The 12,538-nt window shown below is 39.5% G+C and carries 16 protein-coding genes; 8 read left to right on the top strand and 8 right to left on the bottom strand.

What is annotated here, in order from left to right; genetic code table 11:
- The 4 genes from tssK to AY607_RS06725 are packed head-to-tail and all read left to right on the top strand — an operon-like array spanning position 1 to position 3,798.
- The gene (gene tssK / locus AY607_RS06740; protein WP_064102150.1) at positions 1–1,365 is read left to right on the top strand and encodes a type VI secretion system baseplate subunit TssK; all 1,365 of its coding nucleotides are present in this window, start codon (positions 1–3) and stop codon (positions 1,363–1,365) included.
- A 5-nt stretch (positions 1,366–1,370) separates the two neighbouring features.
- Positions 1,371–2,180 carry a type IVB secretion system protein IcmH/DotU gene (icmH, locus tag AY607_RS06735; protein ID WP_064096143.1) on the top strand — a complete coding sequence of 270 codons (810 nt, stop codon included), beginning with the start codon at positions 1,371–1,373 and terminating at the stop codon, positions 2,178–2,180.
- 14 nt (positions 2,181–2,194) lie between these two features.
- A complete protein-coding gene (locus AY607_RS06730; protein ID WP_064102149.1) occupies positions 2,195–2,836 on the top strand; it encodes a hypothetical protein in 642 nt (213 codons plus the stop codon).
- Between the two features lie 5 nt (positions 2,837–2,841).
- Complete coding sequence (locus AY607_RS06725) at positions 2,842–3,798, top strand: M15 family metallopeptidase (protein ID WP_064096141.1); 957 nt, start codon at positions 2,842–2,844, stop codon at positions 3,796–3,798.
- A gap of 38 nt (positions 3,799–3,836) precedes the next feature.
- Here the strand turns inward: AY607_RS06725 and AY607_RS06720 are convergent, their stop codons facing one another.
- The 7 genes from AY607_RS06720 to AY607_RS06690 form a co-directional block, all read right to left on the bottom strand.
- Positions 3,837–4,604: an alpha/beta fold hydrolase gene (locus AY607_RS06720; RefSeq protein ID WP_064102148.1), complete on the bottom strand. Its 768-nt coding sequence runs from the start codon at positions 4,602–4,604 to the stop codon at positions 3,837–3,839.
- An 808-nt stretch (positions 4,605–5,412) separates the two neighbouring features.
- On the bottom strand, positions 5,413–5,781 hold the full coding sequence (locus AY607_RS06715; RefSeq protein ID WP_064102147.1) for a hypothetical protein: 369 nt from the start codon (positions 5,779–5,781) through the stop codon (positions 5,413–5,415).
- Complete coding sequence (locus tag AY607_RS06710) at positions 5,782–6,144, bottom strand: hypothetical protein (protein ID WP_064102146.1); 363 nt, start codon at positions 6,142–6,144, stop codon at positions 5,782–5,784.
- A 129-nt stretch (positions 6,145–6,273) separates the two neighbouring features.
- Positions 6,274–6,876, bottom strand: a complete 603-nt coding sequence (locus tag AY607_RS06705) for a nitroreductase family protein (RefSeq protein ID WP_064102145.1) — start codon at positions 6,874–6,876, stop codon at positions 6,274–6,276.
- Positions 6,877–7,297: 421 nt separating this feature from the next.
- Complete coding sequence (locus AY607_RS06700) at positions 7,298–7,789, bottom strand: hypothetical protein (RefSeq protein ID WP_064096136.1); 492 nt, start codon at positions 7,787–7,789, stop codon at positions 7,298–7,300.
- Between the two features lie 118 nt (positions 7,790–7,907).
- Positions 7,908–9,302, bottom strand: a complete 1,395-nt coding sequence (fumC, locus tag AY607_RS06695) for a class II fumarate hydratase (RefSeq protein ID WP_064102144.1) — start codon at positions 9,300–9,302, stop codon at positions 7,908–7,910.
- Between the two features lie 138 nt (positions 9,303–9,440).
- Positions 9,441–10,451, bottom strand: coding sequence for an NAD-dependent epimerase/dehydratase family protein (locus AY607_RS06690; RefSeq protein WP_064096134.1), 1,011 nt, complete (start codon positions 10,449–10,451; stop codon positions 9,441–9,443).
- 70 nt (positions 10,452–10,521) lie between these two features.
- Between AY607_RS06690 and tusD the strand changes: the two genes are divergently transcribed.
- The 4 genes from tusD to AY607_RS06670 are packed head-to-tail and all read left to right on the top strand — an operon-like array spanning position 10,522 to position 11,913.
- Positions 10,522–10,890, top strand: coding sequence for a sulfurtransferase complex subunit TusD (gene tusD / locus AY607_RS06685; RefSeq protein ID WP_064096133.1), 369 nt, complete (start codon positions 10,522–10,524; stop codon positions 10,888–10,890).
- A 44-nt stretch (positions 10,891–10,934) separates the two neighbouring features.
- Positions 10,935–11,285: a hypothetical protein gene (locus AY607_RS06680; RefSeq protein ID WP_064102143.1), complete on the top strand. Its 351-nt coding sequence runs from the start codon at positions 10,935–10,937 to the stop codon at positions 11,283–11,285.
- 17 nt (positions 11,286–11,302) lie between these two features.
- Positions 11,303–11,587, top strand: a complete 285-nt coding sequence (locus AY607_RS06675; RefSeq protein ID WP_064102142.1) for a DsrH/TusB family sulfur metabolism protein — start codon at positions 11,303–11,305, stop codon at positions 11,585–11,587.
- A gap of 14 nt (positions 11,588–11,601) precedes the next feature.
- A complete protein-coding gene (locus AY607_RS06670; RefSeq protein ID WP_064102141.1) occupies positions 11,602–11,913 on the top strand; it encodes a TusE/DsrC/DsvC family sulfur relay protein in 312 nt (103 codons plus the stop codon).
- A 125-nt stretch (positions 11,914–12,038) separates the two neighbouring features.
- Here the strand turns inward: AY607_RS06670 and AY607_RS06665 are convergent, their stop codons facing one another.
- Positions 12,039–12,509 (bottom strand): hypothetical protein, encoded by a 471-nt coding sequence (locus AY607_RS06665; RefSeq protein ID WP_064102140.1) that lies wholly within the window; start codon positions 12,507–12,509, stop codon positions 12,039–12,041.
- Positions 12,510–12,538 lie beyond the last annotated feature (29 nt).

Raw genomic sequence — 12,538 nt, 5'->3', positions numbered from 1 at the left:
ATGTTTAAAGCAGAAAAAGTTCTTTGGGGTGAAGGCCTATTTTTAAGACCTCAGCATTTTCAGTTACAGGATGCCTATCACGAACAACGCCTGAACCATATCATTCAGGCGAGCTTGCCTTTTGCCTATGGAATTCAGTCAATTGAATTCGATGAAACCCAGTTAGGCATGAATATACTGGCACTCAGCCGGATTAAAATGGTCTGGCAAGATGGGGAAATTTATCGTGCACCTGAACTGGATCTATTACCTGAACCCATACAGCTTGATACTTTGAATCTGCGTACAGAAATGGCGATTTATCTTGCTTTACCGATGATTCAGGCAAGTAAGCAGAATCTTCATCATCAAGATCATTCTCAATCCAGCCGCTACCATTCCTATTTAAGTTCAACCCATGATCTGTTTACCAATGCGGCTACAGCAGAAATTACCTTGGTACGCCGTCGTGCTGAATTTAAGATTTTTGAAATAAGCCAGGGACCTGAACAGGCTTTGGATGGCTATTTTTATCTTCCGATTGGCACAATGAAACGGCAAAGTTCCGGGAATTTTGTACTGGATCACAAGTTTATTCCCCCCATCCTGCATATCGAAGCATCAGAAAATCTGTTGAATAATCTGAAGCGTACCTTGAATATTATCCGGGCCAAGATCAAAACCATTCAAAACAATAACCGGGAAAATGAACAGAAACTGATTGAATTCCGTTCTGGTGATATTGTGTCTTTCTGGCTGGTGAATGCACTCAATACTGCACATGCAACGTTGAATCACATCTTGCAGTATCCACGTATTCATCCAGAACGGCTGTATTCTGAATTATTACGTCTGACCGGCTCGCTCCTGACTTTTTCAACCGCCTATGCTGTCGATCATTTACCCCAATATCAACATCATCATTTACAGGAAAGCTTTGGCCAGCTCGACGTGATTTTACGTGAATTGCTGGATACGATTATTTCAAACCGCTATATCAGTATTGCCCTGAAAGAAACCCGTCCATCCTATTGGGTTGGCAGTCTTGAAACAGACAAAATTTCCCGAGAAACCCGTTTGTATCTTGCAGTATCGAGTAGTGTCATGCCAGCCCATGATCTGATTGCCTATGTGCCGATCCGTTTCAAGGTTGGCAGTACTGTCGATGTTGAACAACGCGTGATTGCAGCACTGCCAGCTGTACCTGTTCAGCATCTGATTCAAGTGCCAACCGCCATTCCAGTGCGTTCAGGGGTAAGCTATTTTGAAATTGAACCAAATAATGAACTGTATCAACGGATGTTGGAGTCCGAGACCATCTGTATCTATATCCCCAGCGGATTCCAGGATATTTCAATTGAACTGATTGCTGTGGTAAATGGATAAGAATAATGAATAGTATTAATAATGCGCCATCGCTATTTGATGATGGACAAATTGGTACAGGTTTTCAGACCAATACAAAGATAGATAAGAGTCAACACTCAGCAACTACCCATCTGGTCGATCTATTACATGATGGATTCTATGTGGTTTTCCTGATTCGCAATCAGTATGTACCCTCTAATCCGGAGTCCTTCCGCCAGAAAGTGCTAGATATGCTGGCACGTTTTGAAAACCAGGCAAGAAAACTGCAATTTTCTGCAGAAGATATTAATAATGCACAATATGCATATTGTGCTTTGTTAGATGAGACGATTGCCACCCAACAGGATTCCCGTTTTTTTGACCTGAAAAATTTCTGGATGATGAGCCCGCTACAACTCAGTTTATTTGGATCACAACTGGCTGGTTATCGTTTTTTTGAACACATGGAAGAAATCCGCAATAAAGACAAGGAATGCCTCGCCGTTCTTGAAGTTTATCATTACTGTTTATTATTAGGTTTTCATGGTAAATACAGAATTGAATCAATGAGTCAGTTGAACAGTCTGATTAGTCGTGTCGGTGATCAAATCGATTACCTCAAAGGGAAAAAGGCATTTTCTCCTTTTGCTGCAATTCCAGACCAGATTAAACATATCATTCACCGTGAATTGCCATTTTTCTGGATTCTGATTTTCTGGCTAGTGTTTGCTCTGGCAAGCTTTATTGGTCTGCACTATGTATTGTCCAAAGACCGTAATGCAGCATTTTCCCAATATCAGAATGTGATTAGTGTTCCTGTAGAACAAGCTCACATTACTATCCATTTACCATAAATATTATACTCACTATGGCAAACAAAAATAATAAACATATTCGTCTTTTACGGTCTATAAAGCCGGTTCCTCATTCTCCTAAATTTTACCTATTGAGCGGATTTGTATTGGGGGTGCTATCAGTAAGCTCTGTTTTACTAGGCTATGGTTATTATCAGAATCATTCGGGATCAAGCCGTACACGAGTTAATGCAGAAAATCATCAAATATCAGACTTAAATCATGCCGCAGAATCTGAGCAAATTATTCCAAAAGCCGCTACGCCGTCGGATCAGGATAATATCCAGAATCCAGAAGATGGTTTTGATCAGAATATTGAAAATATGTTTAAGGTAGCAAAGCCAGAAAGTAATGCAGAATCTAAAAACCATACTTCACCTTTTGAATCTGCGTTTGGTGCCCAAGAGCAAAAATCTTTAATTCAGGCCAATGATAAAAATAAACCACTTAAACCGGAAATTCGGACAATTCAATCTTCAGCAATAAAGACTAAGATAATTAAAGGTTCGCAAAAAAGTTCTTTAAATATAAATGCTGATCGTCTATCGCCAGCACAAACAGAAAAATCTGTTGAGCTAAAAACTACAAATACTTCGTCACAGGAACAGCCCTCAGCAACTACGCTACAGGAAAGTGCTGAAGTAGCACTGTCATAAACAGCATGATCTACTTCATTTTTTTCAGTTTTGTTTTGCTTAGCTTAGGTATGTTGCTGCTGGTTTCTTATGAATTCCGAATCCGGTTGATAAACCTGTGCATGCAAATTTTACCATATAGCAAGAACCGAATTTTGGCAGCCAGACAGGTTGCCTGGGAATTTAATCAGGCAGCATCTTCAGATAAAATCCAGTCACATTGGCATATTCAACAATGGTGGATTTTGCTGGCGGCCTTAGTGTTATTTAGCAGTATTGTAATTTTTACTTTAACCCGCCCCATTACTGCCAGTACTTTTGAAGCAAATTATTTACGTGAAGTTGATCCCCAAATTTATACTTTACTCGATGGTCAGGTGTTAGCACCGCCCCCAGAAGTAGAAGGTCATCTGATTGAAGAAGCCATACAGGGAGAAGTCCATTACTATACCAATGTTGTTTCTGCCCAAGTTATAAATCCACCTGATCCTACTGAAGATGTACATCTGCCTATGATCCATAATCATAGTGATCTCAATATAGTTAACCGGAAATGGAATAAAATTAATCCACGTTATAAACAGCGTTTATTGATGGTCTTCAAAATAATGCGTGAACAGTATGGATATGAACTGGTTTTACTAGAAGGTTATCGCAGTCCGGAACGTCAAAATTCACTTTCTGCAAATCCGAATACCACGCGTGCTAGAGGTTATCAAAGTTATCATCAGTTCGGTTTAGCAGCTGACGTTGCCTTTAAACGTCATGGTAAAGTCATCATCAGCGAACGTGATCCATGGGCAATGCGTGGTTATGAACTGTATGGTCAAGTCGCAGAATCGGTCGGACTCACATGGGGCGGTCGGTGGAAATCGATTAAAGATTATGGTCATACTGAATATCGTATGCCAGGTTTGAAAAAAACCGCTGAAATGGCAAACCAGTTGGTTAATGAAGGTCAGCTACAGGCAGCTGGATACTGACCTTCGATTCAAAGTTTCAAAGTTAACCGTGTTATTTATTATTGTGCATCTAGAAATGCTTGTATATGTTCCAGTACTTGTGCAGGATTTTCAGCATGCAGCCAATGACCTGCATTTTCAATGAGTTCAACTTTGGAATGGGTGAATTGGCGGTCAATCGCAGCGAAATGCTCTGGTTTAGAAATATAAAAAGAGTTACCACCTCTGAGAAAAAGTGCCGGAGTATCAATTGGAGTAATATCTTCCCAAAATAAAATATCCTGATAATGGTTAAAGAGCGCCTGTACATTAAACAGCCACTTCCCTTTGTTAAAAGATTTTAGCAAGAACTGAATTACCATTTCTTCATTCAGATATTCACGCATGATTTTTGTCGCTTCTAACCGGGAACTTAGGTTTGCACGCTCGACAGCAAATAAGGCTTCAAAAATTTCCGCATGATGATTTTCATGATATGGGATTGGAGTTATATCCAGAACCACAAGCTGCTCTACCCGATTACGGGCAATATCAGACAGTTTCATGGCGACTTTGCCGCCCATAGAATGCCCCACCACAACAAATTTGGTGATGTTAAGACTATCTAATGTTTCAAGTACATCTTTTGACATCAAGTGGTAATCATGTTCATCACTATGTCCAGATAAGCCATGGTTGCGCAGATCTAACTGAATGACGGTCCGCTGGCTTGAAAAATGTCGCGCCAGCATTCCTAAATTACTCAAGCTGCCGAATAAACCATGAATGAAGACCATTGGTACAAGTGTTGAGTCATCATGACTGGTGATTTGGTAGTTGAGGATCATTTGAGAATTCCGTGATTTCATTTTTCATATATTGATATTGGGTTTATATTGAGAATTAATCAATTGCTAAATCTTAAAATTATAAATTATGCTTAGGCTATTTATATCCAATGATTTTTGCTTAGGCTAAATAGATGAAACTGGTACAATTTTTTAAAATCATGGGGATTTTTTTCTATAAAATGATTGTTATTATCGAAGTAAGCTGAGGTAGCTTTTAAATTTTCTGGCTATCAATTATTGACTCATTTTTAATCAGAAACTAGATATGCATATGCGTGCCTAACAAGCCACACTACATTTATAAGTCATATTTCGGGTGTATAAGCAGTCAGGTGGAATTTACTACCTAGCTTCTTACAAATTGGCTAAGCAGAAAATATTATTATTAAGTTTCCTCCCCTTTTCTTTTCATAGCTATTAACATTTATAATTCGCTTAGGCTATTTTACAAACTTTTAAAGATATTTGAATTATTAAATATGAGCTGCGTGCAGCAACTAGCCTAGCTCGGATGAAAATCATTTCTTATCAAATACTATTTAGTATTTCTAGGAAGTTTTTAGAAAAAATATTTGCCATTACTTAAATATTCTAATTAATGAGATAATATCAGTGGATATATCCCCGATATATAAGGTAATTCTATCAAATTTATTTTAAATTAACTTAATAGTTTTATTGAAAATATATTATATTAATAATGAACTTTTCATATTTATAAAATCCCGGTTATTCAAATTAGAGTTATTTGCTTTATTTATATTTTCCAGCGAAAAACGTTCGAGAAAGAAAAGTGTTTTATAACCTATTCTACTTCCCTATTTTTACAAAATACGCTCGCCGTCATTCCAGATTTAGTCAAACTTTGATCCTGCCGCTCAAGAAAGTTTCTGGCAATCATAGACATCGTAGGTGCCATATTCAGATCACTATTTTCTTCGGATACCTTTTGAATATCCTGATAGGCTTTCAATCGATTACAGAAAGCCTGGCGTTGAGTTTGAGCATCTGCCTTTTGATCATCTTCATCTAAAATATGCTTGGTTTCATTCACGATTTTAGTCTGTGCTGAAATAAACTGGTCGTAGGCACTTTGTGAAAGTGGCTCTGCAAAGAGCATACTATTTAGCCCTAATAGTAATCCAGCACAAATGAAAGATGATTTTTTTAGCATTTAGATTTCTTCTTTCCAGACATCTTCATAATCATCGGCATCGATCATGAAACGAAAACCTGTTTCCAGAGCAAGGTACGGCAATACTTCTGGTGCAATATCCTGTAATTCACGTACGGTCATGGTTTCAAAAGCATCTTCACTTGAAGGTTCTCCGCCGTAAATATACCAGCTGATATTTTCAGCCGGCTCAGGCTTTTTACGAATACCGACAATTGGATCCTGTTTCAATGTATGTACGGCCACGGCAACCACATCATCACCACTCACTTCCACATAAGCAGAACCTACTTCTTCACAGAGCAGTTTTTGTTCCGCGATCAGTTCTTGTAAAGGTGACAGGTTTTGCGTGTTTTTCGACATTCGGTTGTACTCATTAATTTTTTACATTAGCGCGCTATTTTAACTTAATTTTAATGAGGCTTATGAGAATTTCATCGAAATCTAAAAAATATCTACCCTTACACTGGTTAAGGGCAGATATGAATAAAGTTATTTAAAAACTTTAAAACGCTCTTCATCCGCAAGATAATCTTTGGCACGCGGCTCACCTTCTATCGAACCAAATACCAACTGTGCACGAAGTTTCCAGTTTGATGGAATGCCCCATTCCGCATGAACCTGCTCATCTACGATCGGATTGTAATGCTGCAATGATGCGCCCAACCCTTCGGTATGCAATGCTGTCCACGTTGCAAATTGTGCGATTGCAGTCGAATGCTCCGCCCAGATTGGGAAGTTGTCTGCATAAGATGGGAACTGTTCCTGCAAGCCTTTCACTACGTTGTGATCTTCAAAAAATAGGACTGTACCTACGCCTGCTGCAAAACTGGCCATTTTTGCTGTAGTTTTTGCAGCACTCTCTTCGTCTTTGGCATAGCTTTTTAATTTGTCTGCAACAAAGCCCCAGAACTTCTCATGTTCTGAATTGAATAAAATGACGGCGCGTGAAGATTGAGAATTGAAAGAAGATGGGCTTTGTTTTATCGCAGTCTGAATCAGATCAGTTAAATATTCAGGAGATTGTTCAACATTCTTGGCAATAGCATAAATAGTACGGCGTTTAGTAATTAAATCTAAAAACTGGTTCGACATTTTTCAAAATCCTGGGATATATCTTCGGGAAAATTTGAACCTTCAGCTATTTTTGTGAAGGATAACTAATTAATGAGGCTTTAATCTTATAATAAGCTAAAGCACCTATACCTTAAAAAATAATTGACTTAATTACTAGCCTATTTATTTGATATTTTTATATATTTTTTAGCTAAAAATGATAATTTTCATCTATTTTTTGAACAATCGTTAAAACATATGCACTGTTAAAGTGCCAGATGATAAACCATGAACTAGCTTGCGCTATTACTGAGCAAAATTAAGATATTTATTTATAAAATCTCTATAGCTTAGGCTATTTTGCTAGACAAGGAATTATGAAAAAATTCTCATATTTCAGATAAAATTAATCCCTCAAAATTGAGGGATTAATTTTATAAATAAAAGCTAAACACCTAGTTTAAAACTTTGCATTCAAAACCTGAGCAGATACTTTGTTTTTCCAAAGATCGCGTAAAACCGGTAAATAGAATTTTTCACCGAGCTCAACCAGCTCTGCATCAATTAAAGCATGCATCTCATGCATAAAAAGATAATCCAATTCAACTGTGCTGAGCTGGGTTTGCTGCTTTTGATAATCTTTGCGTTTCTGTTGGGCTTGTTTAACTAGACGATCCGCAAATGCTTTATCTTTAAACTGCATAATCGCTTTCAAACGTAATTCGATGATGCCCCAACCGGTTAAAAACATCTGGAAGGTTTCAAAATCATCGCTGGTCGATTCCCAAGACATTTCTTCCAGATTTTCATTATCTGGCAGTACAGGTAAAAGAAGCTCCATAACACTTGGAAAAATCTTTTTGAAATTCAGAATAAATTTAACAGGATGCTCACCTGGATAATCCTTGAATTGCACCTTTTTTTGAACATCCGTTAAATAAATATCAAACATAAAACAATCATCAGTGGGTAATCTTATCTAGCCCCTATTGTACGCAAGTCTGCCCGAGATAAAAACCATTGCTGACTATTCCATGATAAAACAGCTAAAAGATTAAAAACATTTACCTTTATTTGGCATTCGGTGAAACCATCTGTTCAGGTCTGACGACTTCATCAAACTGTTCAGCTGTAACGAGATCAAGTTCCACAGCCACCTGTTTCAAGGTTTTACCTTCCTTATAAGCGGTCTTGGCAACTTTGGCTGCATTCTCATAACCAATGACCGGATTCAAGGCTGTAACCAGCATTAAAGAATCATGCAAGAAATGTTCAATTTTTTCATGATTTGGCTCAATACCAACGGCGCAATGATCATTAAAACTATTACAAGCATCACCTAATAACTGGATAGATTGCAGCAGATTATAGGCAATGACCGGCATAAATACATTGAGTTCAAAATTACCTGATGCACCCGCTACACTAATGGTGGTGTCATTGCCGAGAACTTGCGCGACTACCATGGTCATCGCTTCACTTTGCGTCGGGTTCACCTTACCCGGCATGATGCTAGAACCCGGTTCATTTTCAGGAATACGGAGTTCCCCAAAACCACAACGTGGACCACTGGCTAACCATCGAATATCATTAGCGATCTTATTTAAGCTAACCGCTAAAGTCTTTAAGGCACCTGAAGCGAATACTGCAGCATCACGGCCAGCCAAAGCCTCAAACTTGTTTGGTGCTGTTACAAATGGCAAACCAGTTAAATATCCAAGAGTTTTAGCTACTTCAACAGCATAATCAGGATGAGCGTTCAACCCTGTACCGACGGCTGTCCCGCCCAATGGCAGTTCGTACAGTCCCACCAAGGCCTGTTCTAGACGAAGAAGTGCATGATCGAGTTGAGAAACATAACCGCTAAATTCCTGTCCCAACGTTAACGGCGTAGCATCTTGCAGATGTGTCCGGCCAATTTTTACAATATCAGCAAATTCCTGAGATTTGACATATAAGGTATCGCGTAAACGTGTGACTGCCGGAATTAAAAGTTCATTGATCTGCAAGCTCGCAGCCACATGAATCGCCGTCGGAAATGAGTCATTGGTAGATTGAGCACGGTTAACATGATCATTTGGATGAACCGGTTTTTGTGCCCCTAAATGATTACCCAGTTTCTGGTTGGCAATATTGGCAATTACCTCATTACAGTTCATATTACTTTGCGTACCTGAACCAGTTTGCCAGACCACCAGTGGAAATTGACTGTCCCATTGACCACTGATGACTTCATCAGCAGCATCCACAATATATTGTGACAGTTCTTGTGAAATCTGGTTCAGCTCGGCATTAGTCAAGGCAGCCGCTTTTTTGACGAGTCCCATGGCACGAATCATTGGCCGTGGCAAACGTTCATTTCCAATTCTGAAATTTTGCAAGCTGCGCTGAGTCTGAGCGCCCCATAATGCCTCACCCGGTACAGCCACTTCTCCCATCGTGTCATGTTCAATACGTGTTTGCATGTTCAACCTCAATTCTTTTTGCTTATTAATAATCTTAGGAATTTGTATATCAATAATTTACTCTAATAATTTAAAGTAATCGATTACATTAAATATGTAAATGATAATTATTATCAAATATTAAATTAAAAATCTAATTTACTGTCCTTTGAGAATATTTTGATAAAACAACCATTCATCCTCAAGCATCTTTCTGATCGAGCGCTGCCGTTGCCAATGCAAAACCTGTTGTGCCTTTTCAGTATTCGCACCTAACTGGTCCAGCTCAGCGTGAGGATAAGGTAAGGCATCCACAGTTTTAATTGCAGACTGGGTGACTTCAGCAAGCTGATCCAGTAAAGCCTGTATGGAAATCAGTTCACCAGCGATATTAAAGGCTTCACACTTTAATTCCTGCTGTTGTGACAACCACTGTAAGGATTTGATCACAGCATCACAACAGTCTGCGACATGCAGAAAACTGCGCTCTACTGTGCCATCTGCGGTATGGGCCTGACGGCGTAATTCAAGATATTCACGTTGCTGCGCAGCGACCTGCATTGCCAGAGGTACAATATTTTTCGGTAAAGGTGGTACTGCTTCCCCTAAGATACCATGCTCAAAGGCACCGGCAATATTAGAAAGACGCAAGATCGCAATCCGCCATTCATTGTCAGTTTTAGCGGTATCCCGAATAATTTCCTCCACCATCTGTTGCGACTTGATATAAGGATTAGGATAAGTAAAGTTAAAAGGCAGATCTTCGCTTAAGTCTGTGCCAGATTGTCCATATACCGCCAAACTGGATAAATGTACCAGATGACGTACCCCGGTACGCTGCATGGCACGCATGAGACTCATAATACAGCTGACATTATCATTATAATATTCAAGTGGTTTTAATACTGATTCTTCCAGTGACTTAAAACTTGCGGTATGCACCACAGCCTGAATCGAATTCTGCTCAAAGACTTTATTCAATGCTGGTGTGTTGCGAATATCAATCTTGATAAAAGGTACATACATACCAGAAATAAATTCGAGGCGCTCCAGAGTCTGTAAGTTAGCATTGGCCAAATTATCGACCACAATGACCTCTAGTCCTTGTGCTAACAGACTTAAAGCAATATGTGAGCCTAAAAAGCCTAATCCACCCGTCACTAAAATCATTTATACTACCTACTTTCTAATGAAGCCAAGATCAATCTGTTGCTATTGATCAAGCCTGTAGTGAATTTCGATGAGTACCTTAATTCTTGTTACCTCCGCACCGACTTCCATTTATGCCTGGCATGCCCTAGGTTTAGCTCAGGCTTTGCAGGATAAGCAGGAAGCATTCCGTGTATTTTTCTATCAGGACGGCGTATCGGTTGCAAATGCACTGCAATGGGTACCCGACGATCAACGTCATCTTACACATGCATGGCAAGCACTGCAGATTCGCCTCCCGGTCTGTGTAAGTGCAGCACTGGCGCGTGGAATTACAGATCCGGATAATGCTCAACGTCACAATATTCAGCAGCATAATCTGGCAGATGCGTTTGAATTGGTCGGTTTAGGTGAACTTGCCGATGCTGTTCAATCCTCACAACGTCTGATTCAATTCTAGATGTTCCATTTTTTAGAATGTGTTGCTTTTCCAAGGAATCTTGTGTGAAATCTGTACTTGTTATATTAACCCAAGCCAATCTGACCAGTCTGCAGGTGCATGAAAGTCTGTCTGCGACAATGGTATTGGCGACATTTGGCTCGGAAGTTAAAGTCCTGCTACAAGGTGCGGCCCTTAGTCTTCTGCGTTCAGAGCTGCAATTTGACCAGTTACAACATGCCTTTAAACTGGCATCAAATATGGTCAACAGTTTCGAGTTTTATGATCTCACTCCGATTCTGATTGAACAGAAAAACCAGAATTCCCCATTTGTAATCCAGAGCGAACACGACCTCGAGTTCATTGAACTAACTTCTGAGTTTGTTCAAAGTTTTAATCACGTGCTGTATTGGTAAGAAACGAGGATATACAAATGTCAAATCATACACTTTACCTGATTCAGTCTAGCTATGCGGCAACTGCACAGATCCTCGATCAATTGGCTCAGATTTATACAACGAGCGATCAGGTCGTGCTGATGGGTGAAGCCGTATTACAGCTAGAACACCCATTCCTGCAAAGCCTGCAGCAAGTCCACATACTGAAAAATGATGCTGAACTCTTGATACAGCCCTTACCTGATCAAGTAAAATTGTTGAATTATGCAGATTTTGCTGCTCTTTGCCTCCAGTTTAATCGCTGCATTTCAATGAAATAATGAATGGGTTAAATATGAATTTAGAATTGGATCAAGATGGTCATCTGGTTGACTACACCATCTGGAATGAAGATGTCGCTCAACTCCTAGCCAATAGCCTGGACCTTGACTTGACCCCATGGCATTTTGAAATTCTGCAAGCGGTACGTCAGTTCTATCAGCAGTTTGGCCATTCACCAGCAACGCGCCCTCTAATCAAATTTTTAATGAAAACTGTCAGTGCCGATATCAATAATGCCATGCTTCAGGAAAAGTTTAATACTGGTCTGGTGGCACGTCACTTAAGCCGTTTGGCCGGCGTACCCAAGCCTGCGAACTGTTTATAAAGCTGTCAAGTCTTCGATATTTTGTCTGTAAAAGCCTGACTTTTTATTCGGGCTTTTTTATGCGATCAATTTTCACTTCTAGAATAATTAAAGATACAAGTAGCCTGCAGACAGCAAATACAGGTTTAATCTAAAGCTCGTAAGGCCCGATGCAGTTCATGTTCCATTTCAGGCAAGACTTTGATCAGAAACTCAATCTGTGCTTTCGCCTCGGCCTTGCTGACCTGTTGAGCCTCTACCAGCTTCTGCTGCTGAGTGATTAGTAAGCTGACCTGTTGAAGATCGGGTCGTTGTCCTTCACTTAATGCATTAATCATCGTGGAAAAGTCCAGATATAATTGTTGCTGCTGCCTTAACAATTCACTTTGCTTTGCAGATGCATTATTTTGTCCGGTTTTATTGGTTTGACTATTAGCAGTAGAGCTGACAGAGGCATCATTTGCAGATTTTTCAGCTGGCTGGACGGGAGCAGAATGGGGTTGATTAGTAAGATGGGTTTGATAGATTTCTTTTCGTATTTGATAGCCAATACCCAGTAAGGCTCCAAACAAGAGCAATGTAATCAATACATATAACTGAATTGTTTTATTATTCATCTTTGTGTCCTCAGCTTAAAAAGACAGCC

The sequence above is a fragment of the Acinetobacter sp. SFA genome (assembly GCF_001647535.1).
GTDB classification, from domain to species: domain Bacteria; phylum Pseudomonadota; class Gammaproteobacteria; order Pseudomonadales; family Moraxellaceae; genus Acinetobacter; species Acinetobacter pecorum.
This window is presented reverse-complemented; position numbering and strand designations above follow the sequence as displayed.